Below are 23,611 nucleotides of genomic sequence, written 5' to 3' on the forward strand. Positions count from 1 at the left end.
TCGTCCTCGAATCTGTCCCCACTCCCAAGGAGTGGTGATTACCCCGTCCTTCACAAGCTTCAGCAACGGCTTCAAATCAGCATAGAGCGCTGATGCCTCGACGTCTCTTTTCGCAAATGCGATGAGTGATTTTTCTAACCTAAGTGCTGATATCTGAAGATCTTTTGCGTTCACTATCCATTTCCGATGCTGTCGATCTGTTTCACTCGCGCCTACCAGCTTAGTTTGGAATCAAATCTTGTATTGCGTCGCGCGTTCGTTCCGTAATGCCGCTGCCGGGCCTAGCTCAATCGTCGGCGCTTGGAGGCACGCCTTGCGCCCCACCCCAAAAAAAATAAGCTGCGTCTTTCACGATAAGAACGTCGCATGTGCTCCCTGCCGTTTGTTCAGGATTAAAAATCTGCCAGTTGTGTAGAGTGCCGGTGGCTCTGTATTCATATCGCTTTATAGGCATGCTCCGCCTCAACAATAGTCGCGCCGAGGGCGAGGCTGTAAGGCCATTGGTCTGTAATTATTTCGCGATGCCGAGTTCGCGATACTCACGATCCGGCACCATGTCTTCCATAATTCTCACCAACGCTTCTAACAGCCGCTCCTTGAAATGCTCTAGCTGATTTTCGCTCGTGACGCTCAATATTTCTATCGAGGGCTGATGGGTGTCGTCAACAGCACGGATTGCTTGTTCGATTTTTCGTCTGGATAAGTTTTGGCGGCTCATGGCATGGTAGATCCGATAAATTTAAAACGTATTTTTGAATGTGTCCGCCAGACAGTCCCACTCCTTGGGATGATGTGCGCCTCGGTGCGGCAAGTTGATCGGAGCATCCTTAAGCGCACGTACCAAAGACGAAGGTATCGCTAAGATTGGGTAGATATCAAAAAAACTGATTTCGGATTCGTCCAATCTCGCTGAATAGAGGAAGCTTCGCATCGTTCAACGCTCTCGAGTTATGAAAAGCTATCATCCGCTTTAGGGTTGTTTTCTAACATGTCTTTAATGATCTGATAAGCCTTGGTGTTGCGGCCGTCTGTAAGTTCCAAATAAAATTTGCTGTATGCCTTTGACAAGTCGTCATATTGTTGCAGGCTGGTATCGACTATCAATCTATAGCCCGGAATGTCTCTCGGTTCGAGTTTATCTTTAATGAGCCCCTGTTCGGCCGCCAAGAGTAAGGGTTCTAAATCAGCGTATAGAGCTACCGCCGCACGATCGGTTAATTTATAGAAGTCAAGCCTTTCACGTAGGTGCTTGGCTGCTTGTTTAAGAAGGTTGGTGTCCATAATGGTTCCTAATTGTCAATTTCGCCAATGAGCTTTGCGGCGGACCATTCCTTCCGGTTTGGCACCAGAAATTGCGTACCCCCGCCTGTTCTCGCTATATTACCTCCGAATTCTGTTGTTGGTGCAATTTCGTTAACGAAGACCTCCGTTGGACTCAGGGGCGTGATTTCATAAATTTTATACTTTGCATCTTCACTTATTAATGGCAATCCAAGTGAGTCTGCGAGCGTTTTATCAGAGCTGGCTGCAGCCTTCAATTCCTTCATCGTCGTAAAGAAGGGAGAGAAATCACTGATTTTTTCTTCCGTTACAGGCGCTATTTTTACTAGTGGGCTGTTCAAATTGACAACTTTCGGAATTGTACTGCCTGACCCTATTTGTCCATATGCCCTTGCATATATTTCTTCTAGATTTGCCTTGGGATCTGCTGCAATAAGCTTGGCTAAGTATTTTTTTCCGTCTGAGGTGGCTAAGTAATCATCGATTTGCTCGCCGCTAAGACCAATTGGTTTAAAAGTGATGGTTTTCTTGCGCAACGTATCCGTTGATACGAAACCAGGATCTTGCTTCGCGTAGTGTTCCCGCATTGCCTCGAGTTCAGGGTCTATCTTTCCTAATGGCGTCGCATTCCTGATCTGCAACTCCGGCTCCGCCAGAATCCTGCTCTGATTCTTACCCAGCCAGCTCGCAAACTCCTTGTTCGAAATACTCGCCTGAAGCGTGGCACTGCGCGTCGCAATGCTCTCCACGCTGTTCATCACGCCCGCCTTCATCTGCCCGCGTGTCAGGTACGTCACGATGGCTGTCAGCAGTAGCAACACCAGTTGCTCCTGCCCACGGGCGAGTTGCCGGGCAGCACGTTCGGTTCGTTCCTGGATAACTGCTGCCGAGCCGCCAGTGGGGTCAAGCCCCGCAGGCTTTACGCCGTTTTCGGCATTCCATGCGGTGGCGAGACCTTCTTGCAGCGTGGACAGGCAAGCCGGTAAACCCTGATAGAAATATTCGGCGATGGCCGCCAATCCCAAGCCCATGAGGATCAGGTTGCCGACTTGCAAACCGATTCCACCGCCGACCATCACGCCGGGGCCAGCGCCAACACCAAACGCAAGTGAGCCGACTGCGCCCCCGATGGCGCCACCAACGGCAACGCTCCCCCCGAGAATCATCACGACTTCCTGCACCAGCTTGAGTAACACCGGCAAGATGTCCGCAATGTTGATCGACGCCCATTTGCGCGAGAGGTCCGACTGCATGATCGGGTAGGAGAGGGCCATCGCCTGCCGGACATAGTCTATCCGGTGGCCGCCCATGGCGCCGTACGCCTGGCTTGCGCCGTTACTGACTCGGCGGGTGAAACCGTCCCAGCCGTCATGGGCGCTCTGCAAACCGTGGCTGACGCTCTGGTTCAGTTCGCTGAATTTATGGTCCAGATTTCGTTCGATGTCGTCCCAACTGGGCACGTGGGCTAAAAGATCCATTTACACATCACTGTCCTTGGTTGAGAGCCGGTCGTAGAGACGGGTCGCGATACGGCGAATGACTCGATATCAGGTAGCCACTAGTGCCGGTCAGACCGCTACTTGAACATTAAATTTCCAGAAGCGCTGCATTTTTCTCAAATGCGTTACACTCGGCAATGATGTCATATGGATAGCACTTCTCTCATATAGCCCGTTAATCCGCTGTTATGGCTCGAATTATTCTGCTTTTGCCAGACTGAATATCCGGCAATCTCACCACATCAGTGAACGGGTGCACTGCGAATGACTTCGCAAAAACCGGTCAGCGGGTTGACATGACACCGCCCGGGAGTGTCTCCTTCCTCGCTTTCGGACACTTGTAACAATTATGAGACTGTGACCCTGTTCGCTTTTCTGGCGCGCTAGTGGCACTTTCACATTGTTTCGCGGTCGCATTGTCCAGCGTGTACGCAGAGCGTCGAAGCGTCGAGACGAATGCAGCCTGCCAGTGGTTTTAATTCATCGTTATTCGCAGTTCGCCGGCGAATCTTGCGCTGACATATGGATTACACATTCGGGTAGTTAATGTCCTACGAAGCGTTCGGAACAAGGCTACCGGAGTCGGTGCATGTTGCAGTACTGCGCAGTCGGTGAATCAGCGATGGTGCTGCAGGGGTCTTGATCCCTTGTTGCTCGTAACCTGTTGTTGCTGAGCATGGCGGTAGCGTTGTCCCCCATGCCCCAAGGAGATACACATGTCGATGGACCTTGCCGCGTTGCTCTCGCCTCAGAACCGGCGTCTGTTCAAGTTCAACAACCTTGCCAATCCTGAGCAGCAACTGCTCATCGAATCCTTCAAAGGGCGCGAAGGCTTGTCGCAGGCCTACAGCTTCGAACTGCTGCTGGTCTGCGAAGATTCCGGGGTTGAGCTCAAGTCCATGATGGGCCAGTTGGTCACCATCGAAATCGAGCTCGCCTCTGGTTCGCCACGTTATCTGGCCGGTTATCTCACGCGCTTCGCCAGCATCGGCAGCGACGGCGGCATGGCCCGCTATACCGCAACGCTGAATCCCTGGTTCTCGATGCTCAAAAACCGCTTCGACACGCGGATTTTTCAGGGCAATACGGTCGAGGAAGTCGTCACCCAGGTATTCGCGCTTTGCCCGGCGTTCTCCCGCCATGAGTTCCGTCTGACCAAGCCTCAGAAGCGCTACACCTACATCACCCAATACCGTGAAACCGACTTCAATTTCGTCCAGCGCCTGTTGGAAGAAGAAGGGATGTTTTACTACTTCGAGCACACCGCCGAAGGCCACACCATGATCATCTGCGATGACTCCAGCACGCTGGTGCCATTGCCTGAACAGCCGCAGATCCGCTTCCACACCGCTTCCGTCACCGAGACCGCAGACTCCATTACTCAATGGAGCGGCAACCGCCAACTGCAGTCCGGCAAGATCGCCGTTCAGACCTTCGATTACCGCCAGCCGAACAACCGGCTGCCGGTGACGATGAACAGCCTGAACAAACAGGGCGATGTCCAAAACTTCGAGATCTACGACTTCCCCGGCCAGTACACCCACGGCACCTACGACGAGGGCGAGGCGCTGGTGCGTCTGCGGGTCGAAGCGCTGGAGCTCAAGGGCAAAAGCTTCAGCGGCGCGAGCAACTGCCGTGCGATGAAGCCTGGTTACACCTTTGAGTTGTTGCAGCATTACGACCACGATCAAGGCTCGGCCGAAGACCGTCAGTTTCTGCTCATGGGCGTTGAAAGCGAAGGCCACAACAACTACCTCAACGGCCACCCCGCGAGCTACTACAACACCTTCACCTGCGTGCGCAAAAAGATCTCGTTTCGTCCGCAACTGTCCACGCCGCGCCCGACGATTCCCGGTCCGCAGACCGCCATCATCGTCGGTCCGCCCGGCGAAGAAATCTTCACCGACGAATTGGGTCGGGTAAAAATCCAGTTCCACTGGGATCGCAACGGGCAGTACAACGACCACAGCTCCTGCTGGGTGCGCGTCGCCCAATCCGGCGCCAGCGGCGGTTTCGGCAGCATCCAGATCCCGCGGGTGGGTGACGAAGTCGTGGTCGTCTTCCTCGACGGCAACCCCGACCGCCCGCTGATCATGGGCAGCCTCTACAACAGCCAGAACACCCCGCCGTGGTCGCTGCCGGCGAACAAAACGCAGAGCGGGTTCTTGACGCGGTCGATGAAGGGCGACGGCGGCACTGCGAACTTCTTCCGTTTCGAAGACAAGTCTGGCGCCGAGCAGATCATCATGCACGCCGAACGCAACATGGACACCGAGATCGAGGTCGACGAGAGCCATCACGTCGGCGCGAACCGGACCATTACCGTGGGCGGCACTCACACCGAGACGATCAAGAAAGACACGGTGATGAACGTGCAGGAAGGCTCGTTGACGATTCAGGTCGACAACCAGTTCATCCAGGTCAGTGCCAAGCAGCACATCATTCTTCAGGTGGGCGAGAGCAGCATTACGCTGACGCCTGATGGAATCGAGATCAAAGGCAACGCCATCGATATTCTCGGCAAAAACACCTTCGTTAAAGGTGATCGAGTCGATATCAACAAGTGAGAAGTCCGACGATGGCCAGAACCAGTATTTATGACCGCATCTCCGAAAAGCGATTGGCAGCCGAAGCCCTCGCCCGTCAGCAAGCAGAAGAAGCCGCTAATGCTCCTGCTGTGGTGATCGAACCTGAGCCGGTACCCGTGTTGCCTCTGCAACCTGCCCGCAATGAGTTGAAGGTTGCGGGGTTAGCGCTCCTGATGCCGCAAGGTTTCAACTTTCGGGATATCGACACCACGCTGGAGAGAGACGGCCACCCGGTCACGTTCGGCGCCAAGCGTCGCCCGGCACCTGAAGGCCTTACCTTGCAACGCTCGGCAGATATTTACGTGGATAATCTTCGTAAATACCACCCCGACATCACTATCGTCCGCCAGAGCGATTGTCTGCTGGCCGGAAATCCGGCGATCTCCGTGGACTACATATTCGCCGCCAATCAGGAGCGCCGTCATGGTCGGGCGATCAGCGCGATCATCGACTCGGCGAACGGCAGCGAACGGCAATGGTTCAGTGTCTCCACGGTAATCAATCCCGATCTTCCAGCGCTGGCGAGTTGGCTGATCGACTTCGACGAGATGCTCAGCGACATCGTGGCCGGCTGAACCTTTCACCCACTTCACTCATGGAACACGTCTCCAATGGACTACCAACTTCAGGAAGGATCTATCGTATTGCCAGAGGGTTTTCAGGACCGCACGGTGAATATGTTCGTGCTTGGCAACACGATTCCTGCGCCCCTGAATGTCACTGTTTCCCGTGACAATATGCTCCCGGCTGAAGATCTCAAGGCATACATTGATCGCCAGGTAAAACTGATCGCTTCAAAACTGCGCGGCTACACACTGCTCGGTAAACAATCCGCTACGTTGTCAACGGACCAACCCATCGCGGGCGTTCAGGTGGATGCTTACTACATGAATGAAGGTCGTCCGGTTTATCAGCGCCAGGCCGCCTTTGAAATCGAGTCGGGTCGGATCCTGGTTTTCTCGACGACAAGCCAGGCTGATTTTGGCGCTTCTCAAAACGAAAATTGGCTTCGACTGCTCGCCAGCTTCCAGCCGCGTCACCGTGCTGCGCCACCCGCCGAAACATCCGGGCAGGAATAAGCTATGTTCGAAGCCGCGCGATGGAACGACGGAATTGAACACACTGGTGCCTTGGGCGGATTTCTGGCTGGTGCGGTAATCGGGTTAGCTATTGCGACATACGCCGCATTCTCGATTTGTACTGCGGGCATAGGCGGCTTGTTGCTGGGGCTCGCAGTCGGGCTGATTGCAAGCGCGGTACCTATGGCCGGCGAGTGGTTAGGAGGGCTTTTAAGTTCACCTTCTGGAGGGATAGAACTTTCGGGGTGTTCGACCGATGTATTCATCAACAGTCGCAATGCTGCTCACGCCACTTTAAGCATCGGCCGGTGCGAAAAGCATCCGGCACCGGTGATGGTGGCGGAAGGTTCATCCAACGTTTTTATCAATAGCGTGGCGGCGGCGCGTAAGGGCGACAAGCTGACCTGCGGAGCGAAGATTTCAACGGGCTCGAACAATGTTTACATCGGTGGCGGTACTTATCGCTACCTGGATGTCGATGAGGAAATTCCCGATAAGCTTCGTATCGCCGTTGACGTCTTGATGATCGTCGCTTCGATGGGGCGCGCGGCACTTTCGGTCGCCAAGTTAGGCTTGATGCAAGGCCTGAAGGCCGCAGGACCCTGTGCCTTGAAATTCGGTGCGACCGTTGCCGGCAGCTATCTCGCCGGACGCTTCATCGTTGGGCCAGCCATCGAGCGTGCCATTGGTGGTCTGACGGGCCACCCGGTGGACCTCACTACCGGGCGCAAACTTCTCCTCGACTCAGGCGAAACTGATTTTGTCCTGCCGGGTTTGATGCCCATCGAGTGGTCACGTTTTTACGCCAGTGATCTGACCGTGGACAGCGTTCTGGGCCGAGGCTGGGTGCTGCCGTGGGAGCAGAGCCTGCGCCGGAGTGGCAGTTTCGTCTACCTCACCGACAATCAAGGCCGAAGCGTTCCGTTTGTCGATCTGGAACCGGGTGAGCGTATCTACAACCCCTATGAGCAGATCTTTCTGGTTCGAACCGAAGGTGGCCACTATCTGCTGCAAACCCTCGACAATATCTTTTTCTATTTCGGGGAAGTGCCCCACGACAATACAGCGGTCCCTCTTCAAAGACTGGAAAATGCATTAGGTCATTACCTGCATTTCACACGCAGCGAGGGTGGGAAACTGACGGACATCAGTGCCCCCGGTGGTGTGCGCGTTCATTTGCATTACGACAATCCGTTAGGCCGCCTGACCGACGTGAAGCGTGTAGTCGACAACGAGGCCGTTGAGACGCTGGTCCAGTATCGCTACGACGACAACGGCCAGTTGATCGAAGTCATCAACCGCAATGGCGACTCGATGCGTCGTTTCAGTTACGCCGAAGGTGTCATGGCGACCCATAGCAATGCGTTGGGGCTGAGCTGCAACTATCGCTGGGAAACCATCGACGGCCAGCCGCGCGTGGTCGAGCACTGGACCAGTGATGGCGAGCATTTCCACTTCCGCTACGACTTCAGGAACCGCACATCCTGGGCAACCGACGTGCTGGGCCGCGAGCTGGAAATTCATTACAACGAAGACCGACGAGTGACTGCCAGCCGAGACTTTGGCGGCGAGCGCTACGGCATTGAACTCGACGAAGCTGGCAACATGACCGGGATCAGCCTGCCAGACGGCAACCGACTGATCTTCAAATACGACGATTTCTCCCGCCTGATCGAAGAAACCGACCCGCTAGGCCGCATTACCACATACAAGCACCACCTTGGCACCACGCTGATTACCGAGACGACATTTCCGGACGGCAGCGTCTGGCAGGCGCGCTACGACGACAAGGGCAACCTCATCGCCGAAACCGACGCCCTCGGCCACAAGACCGAATACCTCAACAGCGACGACGGCCTGCCGCATACCATCATCGACGCGACGCGCAAGTCGAAATATCTGTGGTGGAATGGCTTGGCTCAGGTCGAGCGCTTTCAGGACTGCTCGGGGAAAAGCACCTTTTACACCTACGACGACCGCGCTCACTTGGTGGCCGTCACCGATGCGTTGAATCAGACCACCAGGCTTGAGCGTAAGCCTGACGGCGAAGTACTGCGCATCGATCACCCGGACGGTACTGCCGAGTCCTTTACCTACAACGCCCTCGGTCAGGTGCTGACGCACACCGACGGCAAAGGCCAGGCCACGCGTCTGCTGCGAACCGCGCGCGGATTGCCGAGCAGTCGCCAGGACGCCAAAGGCCAACGAATTCGCTACGAGTACGACAAGGCCATTCGCCTCACTGCACTGGTCAATGAAAACAACGCCGCCTATCAGTTCGCCTACGACGCCTCGGATCGTCTGATCGAAGAAAAACGCATCGACAACCTGACGCGTCGTTTCAGCTACAACCTTGGCGGGCATCTGACGCGCGTCGATGAAATCGGCTACGGCGAACGGGCGGAACGACCACAGCGCAGCACCGAATTCGAACGCGATTCGATAGGCCGTCTGCTCGCCAAACTCAACCAGGATGCACGTCAGGATTACACCTACGACGATGTGGATCGCCTGCTGTCGATTGCGCGGCTGCCTACATCGATCGGCAAGAAACTCGGCATTGGGGAAGAAACGCTCGCGTTCGAGTACGACCTGCTGGGCCGTCTGATCAAAGAGACCACGCCCCAAGGCGCGCTGGACTACGAATACGATCCGCTGAGTAACCTCACCACGCTGACATTGCCGACAGGCCAGCACCTCAACCATCTGTACTACGGCAGCGGTCATCTGCACCAACTCAACCTCGATGGCCTGCTCATCAGCGACATGGAGCGTGACGACCTGCACCGCGAGGTGCTGCGCACCCAGGGCAAACTCACCAGCTGCTTCGGCTATGACGCAATGAGCCGCAAGAGCTGGCAGTTTGCATCGACGATGCCGGCTGACAAGCTCTCGCAGATTCACAATCCCGGCGACAACAGCCTGTTGGTTGAACACGGCCAGAACCCGATTCATCGCCGCCACGAATACGACCCGGCTGGCGAATTGATCCGCACCCTCGACAAACTGCGCGGCGAGATCAAGTACGAATACGAAGCCAACGGCCAGCTGCACAGCCGCGATACGGGCAGACTCGTCGACAGCGAGGAGTTCCGCTACGACGCGGCCGCCAACCGATTGAACTTCAACACCAGCCAGTTCGACCAGGTCAAAGACAACCGCATCAAACGCTGGCGCGATCAGGAATATGCCTACGATGCGTGGGGCAATCTGATTGAAAAGCGGGTAGGGCTGAACACGCTGCAGACGTTCGCCTATGACTGCGAAAATCGTTTGGTTCGGGCTGAAACCCTCGCCAATGGCAGACTGGAGAGTGTCGGCACCTACCGCTACGACAGCCTTGGCCGACGCGTTGGCAAAACGTCCGAAATCAACGGCCAGACCGAACACAAACACTTTTTCTGGCAAGGCCTGCGGATGCTGCGGGAAGAAACGCCGTGGCAGAGCAGTCTTTACATATACGAGCCCGGCAGCTACGCGCCCCTTGCGCGAGTGGACCAAAACGAAGGCGAGTCCGAACAGAAGCTCTACTACTTCCACACCGACCAGATCGGCACGCCGCTGGAAATGACCGACGTTGAGGGCAGCATCGTCTGGCAGGCGACGTACAAGGCGTGGGGTGAGATTGAGGCGCTAGTCGTCAATGAGGTCGAGCAGAACCTGCGGTTCCAGGGTCAGTACTTTGACGACGAGACGGGGCTGCACTACAACACGTTTCGGTATTACGATCCGCAGGTAGGGCGGTTTTTTACGCAGGATCCGATTGGATTGGTAGGTGGATTCAATCTATATCAATACGCGCCTAGTGCTACCGGTTGGATAGATCCATTTGGATGGATGGGCACGCGGATAGATAATGTCTACCATTCCTTCGACAGTTTTGCCGTCCCTTCAGATCTTCGCTACTCGAGTGACGGAGTGCAATTCAACCGTGCAAACCAAAACTTCATCGGCAAAATGAATACAGACGCGTCCTTCCGCCGAGACATGCTCGGACGATACCCTGAACTGGACACGTGGATGAAAAAACCTAATATGGCTGGCAGCCCGGCAGGGCTCACTTGGCACCATCATGAGGATGTTGGCGTGTTAAAACTCGTGGATCGAGCTGATCACGCATCGAAGCATGGGATCTACCATCCCACAGGTAAGGGTGGGCGTGATATATGGGGCGGAGGCAAGGATGGGAGAAAAGGTAAACTCAACGGTAAAACTGGGCAACCACTAAAAGGATCTTGCGGATGAGTAAACTTAATATTCAAGAGCGGGCGGAAATTGGCTTAATTATTCAGGCTGTACTTGCAGGGGACATCGTTATGGATGATCTTTGTGTCTATGCCGAAGAGGATGTTGGTGAAATATCGCAAAGTCTTGCCTGTTATTTAGATCGATATCCAGAAATTGTTGATGACACCGAGGTCCACAGTGATTTTGTGTGCAATAATAATCTGGAGCTACTTTATTACGGTCAGCAATTTAAAGATGTTGTAGATCATGTTTATGATCAGAAACCATCTGCGACTCTGGGGGATGTCATTGCGGCACTAAATTATTATATGGATCATGATGACTTTCTAGGCTTTGACTGATGGTTTGATGACTAGTCAGTCTATTGAACAGATATTTTTATTAAGTCCTGTTTTAGCTCGCATGTCAATATTCTACTGTATAACTGGTATTTCAAATATTTGACGAGGTCAAAGACAACCGCATCAAACGCTGGCGTGATCAGGAATATGCCTACGATGCGTGGGGCAACCTGATTGAAAAGCGGGTGGGCTTATCCAAGCTGCAGACATTCAGCTACGACTGCGAAAATCGGCTCGTCAAAGCTGAAACGTTGGTGAACGGCAAACTACAAGGCATCGGAGCCTATCGTTACGACAGCCTTGGACGGCGCATCGGCAAGACGTCCGAGATAAACGGGCAGACCGAACACAAGCATTTTCTCTGGCAAGGTCTGCGGATGCTGCGCGAAGAGACGCCGTGGCAGAGCAGCCTTTATGTTTACGAGCCCGGCAGCTACGCACCCTTGCGCGAGTGGATCAACAGGAAGGTGAGGCCGAACAGAAGCTCTACTACTTCCACACTGACCAGATCGGCACGCCGCTGGAAATGACTGACGTTGATGGCAGCATTGTCTGGCAGGCCACCTACACGGCGTGGGGTGAGATTGAGGCGCTAGCAGTCAACGGGCTCGAGCAGAATCTGCGGTTCCAGGGGCAGTATTTCGACGACGAGACGGGGCTGCACTACAACACGTTTCGGTATTACGATCCGCAGGTAGGGCGGTTTAATACCCAGGATCCGATTGGGTTGATGGGGGGCTTGAACCTATATCAATATGCATCCAACCCGATGGTATGGCTCGATCCTCTCGGATGGGCCTGCTGGAGCCCCAAAAATGTCGCCGGTAGGAAGGTTTATCAAAGGAACGATATTTTTGACCCCAATCATGTAGATGATTTCGGCAGGACAAATATTCAGCGTATGAAAAAGGGCGATGCTCCGATAGGAAAGGATGGTAGCGAAGTGAATCTTCATCACCTGACTCAGGATGAGCCTGGATCAATGGCAGAAATTCTTAGTAGTTTCCATTCTAAGAACGACCGCGTATTGCACATGTATTCAAATCAGTGGGATAAAAGCTGGGTAGGTTCTGATGGATTAAGGCGAGTTTATAATAGCGCGCCTCCAAGCATGAATCGCGGTCCGTTTAATACGTGGAAAAAAACTTACTGGAAAGAAAGGTCTTTAGATTTTTAATGGGGGTTTTATGAGTTATATCGAGGTTCTCGATGCCGAAATAAAGGCGAGTGGTGAAGATCCGGCATTCTCGGGTCCTACCAGCGAGCAAGCTATCGCTGAGTTTGAAATGGCATTAAATTTGATATTTCCAGAAAGCTATAAACTTTTTTTGAGAAAGTACGGTGCGTTGTCTTTTGCAGGAGATACTTATTATGGGATTACTAAAAGCGGAGTGGCGGCTACAGCAGTCCCAAGCGTGCTATTTGCTACAAAAGCCGCGCGGGATCAGGGCGATGCTGATAGCGGGATGATTGTAGTTAAAGCGTCAGGGTATGGCCCGATTTACTCTATAGATACCGCATGCCTCGGTCCGTCTGGCGAGCCGGTTGTGGTAGAAACTGAGCTTTCATTTAAACGTGATGGAGCCAAAACTGTGCTGTATCAAAGCTTTGGGGATTTTCTATGTGCTAGCGTCAGACAAGCAATTGCAGAACTGTGAAACATTGCTCACTGGTGACTCGTGTTGAGCAACAATACCCTTCGGTCAGGCGGGGCTTTAGAGTAATGATCGCCCCAAATTTGACAGGTCAAGACAACCGCATCAATCGCTGGCGCGATTAGGAATATGTTCACGACGCTTAGGGGGACCTAATTGAAAAAGCGGTAAGGGGCTGAGCCAGCTGCAAATCTTCAGCTACGATTGCGGAAACCGGTGGGTCCAGGCTGAAACGCTCACCAACGGCCGGCTTGAAAGCATTGGCACCTATCGTTACGACAGCCTCGGGCGATGTGTGTTGGCAAGACGTCCGAGATAAACGGCCAGACCGAACACAAACACTTTCTCTGGCAAGGCCTGCGCATGCTGCGGGAAGAGACGCCGTGGCAGAGCAGCCTGTATGTCTACGAGCCGAATAGCTACGCGCCACTGGCCCGAGTCCATCAACAGGAAGGTGAGGCCGAACAAAAGCTCTATTACTTTCACACTGACCAGATCGGCACGCCGCTGGAAATGACCGACGTTGAGGGCAGCATCGTCTGGCAGGCGGCGTACAAGGCGTGGGGTGAGATTGAGGCGCTAGCAGTCAAAGGGGTCGAGCAGAACCTGCGTTTTCAGGGGCAGTACTTCGACGACGAAACGGGGCTGCACTACAATACATTTCGGTATTACGATCCGCAGGTGGGGAGGTTTGTAACTCAAGATCCGATTGGGTTGGATGGGGGGATGAACCTCTATCGATATGTTCCCAACCCAACAGGGTGGATTGATCCCTGGGGCTGGGAATGCTGGAGCAGTGCGCGTAAGAACTACTGGAAGGCTGAGTCGAATGCGCCGAGTCAAGTGTACTCCCCTGCCAATATGGCTCGGATGGCCGAGGGTCAGGCTCCGAAAATGACCGTTGAGGTAATGAGTCGTAGGACCTTTGAAGTAAGTCAGAAAGATGTTTCTATGGAACTGCACCATAACAGCATACCTCAGTGTGTAGGTGGGGCTGGTGTACATGACGCTTCAAACTTGCTCTCACTAACTCCGTGGGAACACGAGGCCGTAGATTCATTCCGACATGTAGGCTCAAGTTTAATCAGGATTGTTAAAGGGGTAGACGTTTGGTAACTACAAATCCGGAGTTGGCGAAGCTAATTGTAAATTCAGCTTATTATGATATGTTGGTGGGTGAGCTTAGGGCTGAGTTGAACATAAAGGTATTAGATGCTTATGAGGAGGTGTTTGCGACTATGGATAGTGCTTCAATCAGTCGCTTAGACTTGAAGCCTGATGAGTTGGAGAAAATATTTGTCGAGGATGGAAAAAGTTTGAAAGCGTTCTCTGTTTTAAAGTATAGAGCGCTAAATAACTTGCCAGACGAGCAGGACTATCTTCCAGGAGAAGAACCTGATGAGTCGGATAAAGATAGCAACATTATTTCTAAAGGATACGCGCGCGGTTTTCTGTTGGGCAACGCTATCGAGTTTCTGCTTGCAAAAAAAAGCAGGAATATTTTAGAGGCGTATCTGAAGTCTTCTAGAGTCCCTAAGGCAGCCGCGTATGCGAAACAAGTGATGAGTTGGATACCATAGGACATATAACAACATTGGTTTCGCATCTGATGGCATGAAAAAAGATGTCGGCATTTTTGACTGACATCTTATTTTCATCGCTTATTCAACTTTCTGGTTGCTCAAGCGTGCGGTAAAATTTTGGGAATGCTGCAATGGCCGGCCCATTGAAAAAAAGCGTTGGAGGGTTTCATCTGAAGGGAAAGCTATACAGCCAGCATTACCTACTACTTATTGAACGCTTCTGGAGGCATATGAATGCGGCGATAAAAAACGCTGTGAAGTATGCTCAACCAGCAGCAATGGAGCCGTTGGTGCGCGCCGATCAGCAAGTGTGTGAGGCTGAACAAAGAGTTTATTATTTTCACGTCCCTCAGATCGGCGCGTCGCTACAAATAATATGCTTCTAACCCTATAAATGGATAGATCCCGCTAGGTTGGTCTGACTGAGAAGAAACTAAGCCTTTAGGTGTATTTGATGTTTTTCATGAGAAAACTCTTGTGGTTTCCGAGTGTACGCTTGGCGATGTTGAAAATTTCAGTAGGGTGCACAAATCACTTTATGAGCGTATGAGTGTTGATCCTGATTTCAGAGTTACTTTAGAGGCTAAATGTCCCAGAGTTGTTCAGCATGTCCAACCAAGAGTGGATGATTCCTTTTCAGAAGCTCTCCGCCAAAGTGAACTTGGCATCATGGGGACAAACCCTGTTTCTCCAGCTGGTCGATAGACTAGATCACAGAACGTACCACAAAGTTTACCCTTTAGGTGGTACAGGTGGTGGCCGCAATAAGTGGGGCGGTGGCTCCGCATGTAGATGATGGATAAATATGAAAGTATACAATGGGTTTTGCGAGCTTTTGCAAGAAAGAGAAGTGCTTCCAGAAACTGGTTGGGTTTTTGTGGATAAGGGCCAGGATATCGATTCTTTAGCGGTAGCTCGTGATGCCAAATATTACGTTGCTGAAACCGAACTAGAGGAGATTGAGTTTGAAGGAAGTAAACGAACCTTTGTGGAGTGTCCTTCACTTATGGATGTCGTATCTGTCCTAGAAAAACGGCAGTTGAAAGCTAGTGCTGAAGCCTATTTGGACGCGGTTATCTTTTACCGTAAAAATGACTCCTTCAAGGAGTAGTATTGATTGGTGAGGTTTGACCAAGACTGGGTAGTGATGCCGTACGTTTAGATGCGCTTTGCCACCCTCGACAAGCTGCGTGGCGAGATCAAGTACGCATACGGAGCCAATGGCCAGTTGCACAGCCGCGATACGGGCAGACTCGTCGACAGCGAAGAGTTCCGCTACGACGCTGCCGCCAACCGACTGAACTTCAACACCAGCCAGTTCGATCAGGTCAAAGACAACCGCATTAAGCGCTGGCGCGATCAGGAATATGCCTACGATGCGTGGGGCAACCTGATCGAAAAGCGGGTAGGGCTGAACAAGCTGCAGTCCTTCAGCTATGACTGCGAAAATCGCCTTGTCAGAGCCGAAACCCTCCTCGACGGCAAGCTTCACAGTACCGGCACCTATCGTTACGACAGCCTTGGACGACGCGTCGGCAAGACGTCCGAGATAAACGGCCAGACCGAACACAAGCATTTCCTGTGGCAAGGCCTGCGGATGCTGCGCGAAGAGACGCCGTGGCAGAGCAGTCTTTATGTCTACGAGCCGGGTAGCTATGCACCTCTGGCGCGAGTGGACCAAAACGAAGGCGAGTCCGAACAGAAGCTCTACTACTTCCACACCGACCAGATCGGCACGCCGTTGGAGATGACGGACGTTGATGGGAGCATTGTCTGGCAGGCGACATACAAAGCGTGGGGTGAGGTTGAAGGGTTTGCCGTCAATGAGGTCGAGCAGAATCTGCGGTTCCAGGGGCAGTACTTCGACGACGAGACGGGGCTGCACTACAACACGTTTCGGTATTACGATCCGCAGGTGGGGCGGTTTATAACGCAGGATCCGATTGGGTTGGCAGGGAGTGTCAATCTTTATCAACAATCACCAAATCCTGTCGGGAGGGTCGATCCATTAGGTTGGACCTGCTCTACGACATTGAATGTTAACAAGCCCAAAATACTTAGCAGCCCTGATCTGTCGAGCGCAGAACGTTCGTTTCTTCAAAGACAGTTTACAAAAAAACAGAATGCACTGATCCGAGCAGCCAATCGAGGCGAGTTGGTCTGGTCACCGGGCACGCATGACGTTAGGATATCCTCGCTCCAAGGATCATATAGGAAAGCAGTTGCAGCGCGTTTTGAAAGAATGTTTGGACATGCCCCAGATTTGACTAAGCTCAATGCAGATCACCCAGTCGATCTAATCGTAGGTGGATCAGCGACACAAAGGTTGCAGATGCTTGACGAAACTATCAATAAAAGCGTAGGTAGCTCTATAAAGAATGCTGGTAGACGAGCGGGTCTAAGCCCCGGCGATAAAATTAGTGCTATTATTTTTAACTGAGGTTTTAAGATGACTCAATATATTTCCGTTATAACCGATACAGCGACAATCGTGGTTTTCGATCTGATGGCCATCAAGCACAGGATTTCTGACACTCCGGATTGGTGGAGTATTCAACAGGATGAGGTGGATGAGGTGAATAAGGGTAATATCACCTTTTTAAATGTTGGTCAAGATGGTGTATACAGTATAAGCATTGTTGACAATATAAGTGATGAGGATGGGAGTGTGTATATAGGATTTCCCTCCGGTCATATCTTTATTGGTGCAGGTGAGGATACCACTGGAGGGGATTTGGAGCCTGATGGGTCGGACGCTATTCAAGGTAAAGTGATACAATTTACTCCCGGTAACTACAAGTTGAAATATAAAAAAATTGGCAATGATGTAGTTTTGTCGTTTTCATCCTCAGAAACAAAGTATAACTCTATTGTGGAATCCATACGGATTTAATTCTTTTGATAGATGTCAGGTGGGTTTATCTCTTAGAGTTCGACGTCGGGTAAAGTCGTGCGGTGTGTGCTGCTTCTATGAGAGTTTATTTTACTGAATTGGTTGCGGAGCTGCCCGCGACTTAAATTCTTTTAAGACCTGCCCTGTCGTTCGACCTGCGACTTCGGCTGGCATCTGACCCGCGTCTATTATATCGGCTACTGAGAGCATGCCGAACGTTCACAGTTCAGTGACGAATTCGAACATGACTCAATTAGCCGCTTGTTGGCGAAGTTCAATCAGGATGCGCGTAAGATTACGCCTACGGCGAAGGCGATCGCCTGCGATCGATCGCGCGGCTGCCTGCATCGACCGGCAAGAATCTCGGCGTTGGTGAATAAACGCTCTAATTGTTCTATGATTCGGTTGATCGGATACTTCGAGAGACCACGCCTCAGGAACTCTGGACTACGAATACGACCCGCTAAGTTAGCGGCAAGCTGCCGATGGTAAGGTCCTACCGTTACGACAGCTTGGCCTATGTATTGGCAAGTCAGCCGAGATAAGCGGCCAGACCGAACACAAGCATTTTCTCTGGCAAGGCCTGCGCATGCTGCGGGAAGAAACGCCGTGGCAGTCTAGCCTTTATATCTACGAGCCGAATAGCTACGCGCCACTGGCCCGGGTCGATCAACAGGAAGGTGAGGCCGAACAGAAGCTCTATTACTTCCATACCGACCAGATCGGCACGCCGCTTGAGATGACGGACGTTGATCCTTGGGGGCTGGAGCGCAAAACCTTCTCACTCTCCAGATTTGTCTAAATGGTTTGAAAAAGGCGGCTCCGTTCATTCGGAGATAGAGGGACGGACTTGGGTATATAGTGACTGGGAAGGCAATACTGTGAGATACCCTAATGGGCATCCAGACTTCACTCCTTTTGAACGTCAGCAGATAGACGTGCCTGACCTAAAGGGGAACCATGGCAAAAATCCTGGTGGAGACTTTGGGAAAGCCGATGCTCTTGCGCCTAAAGGGCCTGCAGATTACACCAAAAATACTTGGCACCGTCATGAAAATATGAAAACAATGCAAGAAGTTCCTAAGAAGATTCACAACAGATTTACCCATTCAGGTGCGGTAAAGAATATGAAGTCTACATGTTGAATGAGGTGAGTTATGCCGATTTTATATAAGAAAGGTCTCGTATCTACTGTTGTTGATTTTATTGAGGTGGAAATCGGTAAGAAGTTACCTTCTGGCTGTCGAGATTTTCTCTATAAAATGAACGGACTTTATTTTTCCTCCCCGCATTATGCTCAGATACCGTTGAAGGCTGTTGATGAAGGTGTTATCAGTTTTGATAGGTTTTTTGGATTTTTGCCCGATGAGGAATGCAACGACATTGTTAGCTTCAACAAAGAATTTATTGATGAGCTTAGGTTTCTTCCGAATGCCATCGCTATCGGCGAAGATGGTGGTGGGAACCCCTATGTTCTTATAGGCGGGGACAAGAAGGGCGTGTACTACTGGGATAGAACGCATTTGCATGAGTCTGACTCTATAAATTTCTATGATATCGCAGAGCAGGAAGATAGCGGAAATCTCTTCTTAGTTGCATCAACGTTTAGTGAATTTTATTCGCTTGTTGTAGAGAGTGCGAATGGTAATCCAGATTTTGTAGAGGAAATTTGATCTGCTGCTGATGTAAACCTAGATAGATAGGCATATGTCAGCGGGTTTTTATTTTGGATTTGTACCGGGTGCCTGGTGGTATGACCGCCTTTGGGTATGGCAATAGCAACTACTAGTCTATAGGGGGTAGATTATTAAATGAAAGGGTAGTACGGCACTTCAACAAGCAACAGCGTACGGGCCCCGGGCGGGCATCTGACGCGCGTCTACGAACTCGGCTACGGCGAACGGGCCGAACAACCACAGCGCAGCACCGAATTCGAACGCGATTCGATAGGCCGTCTGCTCGCCAAACTCAATCAGGATGCACGTCAGGATTACACCTACGACGATGTGGATCGCCTGCTGTCGATTGCGCGGCTGCCTACATCGATCGGCAAGAAACTCGGCATTGGGGAAGAAACGCTCGCGTTCGAGTACGACCTGCTGGGCCGTCTGATCAAAGAGACCACGCCCCAAGGCGCGCTGGACTACGAATACGATCCGCTGAGTAACCTCACCACGCTGACATTGCCGACAGGCCAGCACCTCAACCATCTGTACTACGGCAGCGGTCATCTGCACCAACTGAACCTCGATGGCCTGCTCATCAGCGACATGGAACGTGACGACCTGCACCGCGAGGTTCTTCGCACCCAAGGCAAACTCACCAGTTGCATCGGTTACGACGCCATGGGCCGCAAAAGCTGGCAGTTCGCATCGACGATGCCGGCTGAAAAGCTTTCGCAGATCCTCAACCCCGGCGACAACAGCCTGTTGGTCGAGCACGCGCAAAACCCGATCCACCGCCGCTACGAATACGACCCGGCCGGCGAACTCATCCGCACCCTCGACAAACTGCGCGGCGAGATCAAGTACGAATACGAAGCTAACGGCCAGTTACACAGCCGCGACACAGGCAAGCTCGTCGACAGCGAAGAGTTCCGCTACGACGCGGCCGCCAACCGACTGAACTTCAACACCAGCCAGTTCGATCAGGTCAAAGACAACCGCATCAAACGCTGGCGCGATCAGGAATATGCCTACGACGCTTGGGGCAATCTGATTGAAAAGCGGGTAGGGCTGAACACGCTGCAGACGTTCGCCTACGACTGCGAAAACCGTTTGGTCCGGGCTGAATCCCTCGCCAATGGCAAACTGGAAAGTGTCGGCACCTACCGCTATGACAGCCTTGGACGGCGCATCGGCAAGACGTCCGAGATAAACGGCCAGACCGAACACAAACACTTCCTCTGGCAAGGCCTGCGCATGCTGCGGGAAGAAACGCCGTGGCAGAGCAGTCTTTATATCTACGAACCGAATAGCTACGCGCCCCTTGCGCGAGTGGACCAAAACGAGGGCGAGCCCGAACAGACGCTCTACTACTTCCACACCGACCAGATCGGCACGCCGCTGGAAATGACCGACGTTGATGGGAGCATTGTCTGGCAGGCGACATACAAAGCGTGGGGTGAGGTTGAAGGGTTTGCCGTCAATGAGGTCGAGCAGAATCTGCGGTTCCAGGGGCAGTACTTCGACGACGAGACGGGGCTGCACTACAACACGTTTCGGTATTACGATCCGCAGGTGGGACGGTTTATTACGCAGGATCCGATTGGGTTGGATGGGGGGATGAACCTCTATCGATATGTCCCTAACCCAACAGGATGGATTGATCCCTGGGGCTGGGAATGCTGGAGCAGTGCGCGTAGGAACTATTGGAAAGCTGAGTCGAAGGCGCCGAGTCAAGTGTATTCTCCTGCCAATATGGCTCGGATGGCCGAGGGTAAGGCTCCGAAAATGACCGTTGAGGTAATGAGTCGTAGGACCTTTGAAGTAAGTCAGAAAGATGTTTCTATGGAACTGCACCATAACAGCATACCTCAGCGTGTAGGTGGAGCTGGTGTACATGACGCTTCAAACTTGCTCTCACTTACTCCGTGGGAACACGAGGCCGTAGATTCATTCCGACATGTGGGCTCAAGTTTAATCAGGATTATTAAAGGAGTAGACGTTTGGTAACTATAAATCCGGAGTTGGCGAAGCTAATTGTAAATTCAGCTTATTATGATAAGTTGGTGGGTGAGCTTAGGGCTGAGTTGAACATAAAGGTATTAGATGCTTATGAGGAGGTGTTTGCGACAATGGATGGTGCTTCAATCAGTCGCTCAGACTTGAAGCCTGATGAGTTGGAGAAAATATTTGTCGAGGATGGAAAAAGTTTGAAAGCGTTCTCTGTTTTAAAGTATAGAGCGCTAAATAACTTGCCAGACGAGCAAGACTATCCTCCAGGAGAAGAACCTGATGAGTCGGATAAAGATAGCAACATTATTTCTAAAGGATACGCGCGCGGTTTTCTGTTGGGCAACGCGATCGAGTTTCTGCTTGCAAAAAAAAGCAGGAATATTTTAGAGGCGTATCTGAAGTCTTCTAGAGTCCCTAAGGCAGCCGCGTATGCGAAACAAGTGATGAGTTGGATACCATAGGACATATAACAACATTGGTTTCGCATCTGACGGCATGAAAAAAGATGTCGGCATTTTTGACTGACATCTTATTTTCATCGCTTATTCAACTTTCTGGTTGCTCAAGCGTGCGGTGAAATTTTGGGAATGCTGCAATGGCCGGCTCATTGAAAAAGAAGCGTTTGAGGGTTTCATCTGAGGGGAAAGCTATACAGCCAGCATTACCTACTACTTATTGAACGCTTCTGGAGGCATATGAATGCGGCGATAAAAAACGCTGTGAAGTATGCTCAACCAGCAGCAATGGAGCCGTTGGTGCGCGCCGATCAGCAAGTGTGTGAGGCTGAACAAAGAGTTTATTATTTTCACGTCCCTCAGATCGGCGCGTCGCTACAAATAATATGCTTCTAACCCTATAAATGGATAGATCCCGCTAGGTTGGTCTGACTGAGAAGAAACTAAGCCTTTAGGTGTATTTGATGTTTTTCATGAGAAAACTCTTGTGGTTTCCGAGTGTACGCTTGGCGATGTTGAAAATTTCAGTAGGGTGCACAAATCACTTTATGAGCGTATGAGTGTTGATCCTGATTTCAGAGTTACTTTAGAGGCTAAATGTCCCAGAGTTGTTCAGCATGTCCAACCAAGAGTGGATGATTCCTTTTCAGAAGCTCTCCGCCAAAGTGAACTTGGCATCATGGGGACAAACCCTGTTTCTCCAGCTGGTCGATAGACTAGATCACAGAACGTACCACAAAGTTTACCCTTTAGGTGGTACAGGTGGTGGCCGCAATAAGTGGGGCGGTGGCTCCGCATGTAGATGATGGATAAATATGAAAGTATACAATGGGTTTTGCGAGCTTTTGCAAGAAAGAGAAGTGCTTCCAGAAACTGGTTGGGTTTTTGTGGATAAGGGCCAGGATATCGATTCTTTAGCGGTAGCTCGTGATGCCAAATATTACGTTGCTGAAACCGAACTAGAGGAGATTGAGTTTGAAAGAAGTAAACGAACCTTTGTGGAGTGTCCTTCACTTATGGATGTCGTATCTGTCTTAGAAAAACGGCAGTTGAAAGCTAGTGCTGAAGCCTATTTGGACGCGGTTATCTTTTACCGTAAAAATGACTCCTTCAAGGAGTAGTATTGATTGGTGAGGTTTGACCAAGACTGGGTAGTGATGCCGTACGTTTAGATGCGCTTTGCCACCCTCGACAAGCTGCGTGGCGAGATCAAGTACGAATACGAAGCCAACGGCCAGTTGCACAGCCGCGATACGGGCAGACTCGTCGACAGCGAGGAGTTCCGCTACGACGCGGCCGCCAACCGACTGAACTTCAACACCAGCCAGTTCGACCAGGTCAAAGACAACCGCATCAAACGCTGGCGCGATCAGGAATATGCCTACGATGCGTGGGGCAATCTGATCGAAAAGCGGGTAGGGCTGAACACGTGGCAGACGTTCGCCTATGACTGTGAAAACCGGCTCGTCAAAGCTGAAACGTTGGTAAACGGCAAACTGCAAGGCATAGGCACCTATCGTTACGACAGCCTCGGGAGGAGGATCAGTAAAACCTCCGAAATGAACGGCCAGACCGAACACAAACACTTTCTCTGGCAAGGTCTGCGGATGCTGCGCGAAGAGACGCCGTGGCAGAGCAGTCTTTACATATACGAGCCCGGCAGCTACGCGCCCCTTGCGCGAGTGGACCAAAACGAAGGCGAGTCCGAACAGAAGCTCTACTACTTCCACACCGACCAGATCGGCACGCCGCTGGAAATGACTGACGTTGAGGGCAGCATCGTCTGGCAGGCCACCTACAAGGCTTGGGGTGAGATTGAGGCGCTAGCAGTCAACGGGGTCGAGCAGAATCTGCGGTTCCAGGGGCAGTATTTCGACGACGAGACGGGGCTGCACTACAACACGTTTCGGTATTACGATCCGCAGGTGGGGCGGTTTATAACGCAGGATCCGATTGGGCTTGGCGGTGGAGTTAACCTGTATGAGTATGCCTCCAATCCTGTTGATTGGATTGATCCGCTCGGATTAAGCTGTGAAAGCCTAAAGGGAAGTTATACTGAAACCGAAAAGGCTTCACTTCCAAGTTGGGTGGCAGAGTCATTTACTAACGGTGAATATAAGACGGTCATAACCACAAAAGATATTTACGCATATCGAGTGTTTGGGGGTAATGCCAAGCCAGGCGGTGCTTTTGTATCTACCTCTCCAGCATCTAGTCGTATACAGGCGAAATTAGATGCAGCCCTTTTGCCTGAGTGGAAAAACACAAGGCAATTTGAAGCTAAAATACTTATACCAAAGGGAACTACGCTA

General features: G+C 51.8%; 17 protein-coding genes and 5 pseudogenes. 19 read left to right on the plus strand and 3 right to left on the minus strand.

Annotation, left to right across the window (positions count from 1 at the left end; genetic code table 11):
* Nucleotides 1-511: 511 nt before the first annotated feature.
* From AAGQ88_RS11565 to AAGQ88_RS11575, 3 genes are all read right to left on the minus strand, one after another.
* Nucleotides 512-718, minus strand: coding sequence for a hypothetical protein (locus tag AAGQ88_RS11565; RefSeq protein WP_285424797.1), 207 nt, complete (start codon nt 716-718; stop codon nt 512-514).
* A gap of 230 nt (nt 719-948) precedes the next feature.
* Nucleotides 949-1,281: a hypothetical protein gene (locus tag AAGQ88_RS11570; RefSeq protein WP_285424798.1), complete on the minus strand. Its 333-nt coding sequence runs from the start codon at nt 1,279-1,281 to the stop codon at nt 949-951.
* 8 nt (nt 1,282-1,289) lie between these two features.
* Nucleotides 1,290-2,759 carry a DUF6861 domain-containing protein gene (locus tag AAGQ88_RS11575; protein WP_342655416.1) on the minus strand — a complete coding sequence of 490 codons (1,470 nt, stop codon included), beginning with the start codon at nt 2,757-2,759 and terminating at the stop codon, nt 1,290-1,292.
* Nucleotides 2,760-3,496: 737 nt separating this feature from the next.
* On the opposite strand from AAGQ88_RS11575, the gene tssI reads away from it, so the two are divergent.
* From tssI to AAGQ88_RS11670, 19 genes and pseudogenes are all read left to right on the plus strand, one after another.
* Complete coding sequence (tssI, locus tag AAGQ88_RS11580) at nt 3,497-5,347, plus strand: type VI secretion system tip protein TssI/VgrG (protein ID WP_342655417.1); 1,851 nt, start codon at nt 3,497-3,499, stop codon at nt 5,345-5,347.
* Between the two features lie 11 nt (nt 5,348-5,358).
* A complete protein-coding gene (locus AAGQ88_RS11585) occupies nt 5,359-5,943 on the plus strand; it encodes a hypothetical protein (protein WP_342655418.1) in 585 nt (194 codons plus the stop codon).
* Between the two features lie 36 nt (nt 5,944-5,979).
* Nucleotides 5,980-6,447, plus strand: a complete 468-nt coding sequence (locus AAGQ88_RS11590) for a DUF1795 domain-containing protein (protein WP_342655419.1) — start codon at nt 5,980-5,982, stop codon at nt 6,445-6,447.
* 3 nt (nt 6,448-6,450) lie between these two features.
* Complete coding sequence (locus AAGQ88_RS11595) at nt 6,451-10,692, plus strand: RHS repeat-associated core domain-containing protein (protein ID WP_342655420.1); 4,242 nt, start codon at nt 6,451-6,453, stop codon at nt 10,690-10,692.
* Entirely contained in the window at nt 10,689-11,036 is a 348-nt protein-coding gene (locus tag AAGQ88_RS11600) for a hypothetical protein (protein ID WP_285426624.1), read from the plus strand. The genes AAGQ88_RS11595 and AAGQ88_RS11600 overlap by 4 nt, the downstream gene beginning before the upstream one ends.
* A gap of 98 nt (nt 11,037-11,134) precedes the next feature.
* A pseudogene (locus tag AAGQ88_RS11605) lies at nt 11,135-12,213 on the plus strand (RHS repeat-associated core domain-containing protein); the annotation flags it as partial.
* A gap of 10 nt (nt 12,214-12,223) precedes the next feature.
* The gene (locus AAGQ88_RS11610) at nt 12,224-12,694 is read left to right on the plus strand and encodes an SMI1/KNR4 family protein (protein ID WP_342655421.1); all 471 of its coding nucleotides are present in this window, start codon (nt 12,224-12,226) and stop codon (nt 12,692-12,694) included.
* A gap of 89 nt (nt 12,695-12,783) precedes the next feature.
* A pseudogene (locus AAGQ88_RS11615) lies at nt 12,784-13,807 on the plus strand (RHS repeat-associated core domain-containing protein); the annotation flags it as partial.
* Nucleotides 13,801-14,271, plus strand: coding sequence for a hypothetical protein (locus AAGQ88_RS11620; protein ID WP_342655422.1), 471 nt, complete (start codon nt 13,801-13,803; stop codon nt 14,269-14,271). The pseudogene AAGQ88_RS11615 and the gene AAGQ88_RS11620, both read left to right, overlap by 7 nt.
* A gap of 808 nt (nt 14,272-15,079) precedes the next feature.
* Nucleotides 15,080-15,385, plus strand: coding sequence for a hypothetical protein (locus AAGQ88_RS11625; RefSeq protein WP_342655423.1), 306 nt, complete (start codon nt 15,080-15,082; stop codon nt 15,383-15,385).
* 63 nt (nt 15,386-15,448) lie between these two features.
* Nucleotides 15,449-16,714: pseudogene (locus AAGQ88_RS11630) on the plus strand (RHS repeat-associated core domain-containing protein); the annotation flags it as partial.
* Between the two features lie 9 nt (nt 16,715-16,723).
* Complete coding sequence (locus tag AAGQ88_RS11635) at nt 16,724-17,167, plus strand: DUF6386 family protein (RefSeq protein ID WP_342655424.1); 444 nt, start codon at nt 16,724-16,726, stop codon at nt 17,165-17,167.
* 589 nt (nt 17,168-17,756) lie between these two features.
* Nucleotides 17,757-17,969 (plus strand): RHS domain-containing protein, encoded by a 213-nt coding sequence (locus AAGQ88_RS11640; RefSeq protein WP_342655425.1) that lies wholly within the window; start codon nt 17,757-17,759, stop codon nt 17,967-17,969.
* A gap of 79 nt (nt 17,970-18,048) precedes the next feature.
* A complete protein-coding gene (locus AAGQ88_RS11645; protein ID WP_342655426.1) occupies nt 18,049-18,312 on the plus strand; it encodes an HNH endonuclease in 264 nt (87 codons plus the stop codon).
* A 12-nt stretch (nt 18,313-18,324) separates the two neighbouring features.
* Nucleotides 18,325-18,840, plus strand: a complete 516-nt coding sequence (locus AAGQ88_RS11650) for an SMI1/KNR4 family protein (RefSeq protein ID WP_342655427.1) — start codon at nt 18,325-18,327, stop codon at nt 18,838-18,840.
* Nucleotides 18,841-19,026: 186 nt separating this feature from the next.
* Nucleotides 19,027-20,841: pseudogene (locus tag AAGQ88_RS11655) on the plus strand (RHS repeat-associated core domain-containing protein); the annotation flags it as partial.
* Nucleotides 20,835-21,305, plus strand: coding sequence for a hypothetical protein (locus tag AAGQ88_RS11660; protein ID WP_342655428.1), 471 nt, complete (start codon nt 20,835-20,837; stop codon nt 21,303-21,305). The pseudogene AAGQ88_RS11655 and the gene AAGQ88_RS11660, both read left to right, overlap by 7 nt.
* An 809-nt stretch (nt 21,306-22,114) precedes the next feature.
* The gene (locus AAGQ88_RS11665; RefSeq protein WP_342655429.1) at nt 22,115-22,420 is read left to right on the plus strand and encodes a hypothetical protein; all 306 of its coding nucleotides are present in this window, start codon (nt 22,115-22,117) and stop codon (nt 22,418-22,420) included.
* A 63-nt stretch (nt 22,421-22,483) separates the two neighbouring features.
* Nucleotides 22,484-23,335: pseudogene (locus AAGQ88_RS11670) on the plus strand (RHS repeat-associated core domain-containing protein); the annotation flags it as partial.
* Between the last annotated feature and the right edge of the window lie 276 nt (nt 23,336-23,611).

Origin of the sequence: Pseudomonas sp. F3-2, assembly GCF_038804275.1 — a bacterium.
GTDB lineage: Bacteria > Pseudomonadota > Gammaproteobacteria > Pseudomonadales > Pseudomonadaceae > Aquipseudomonas.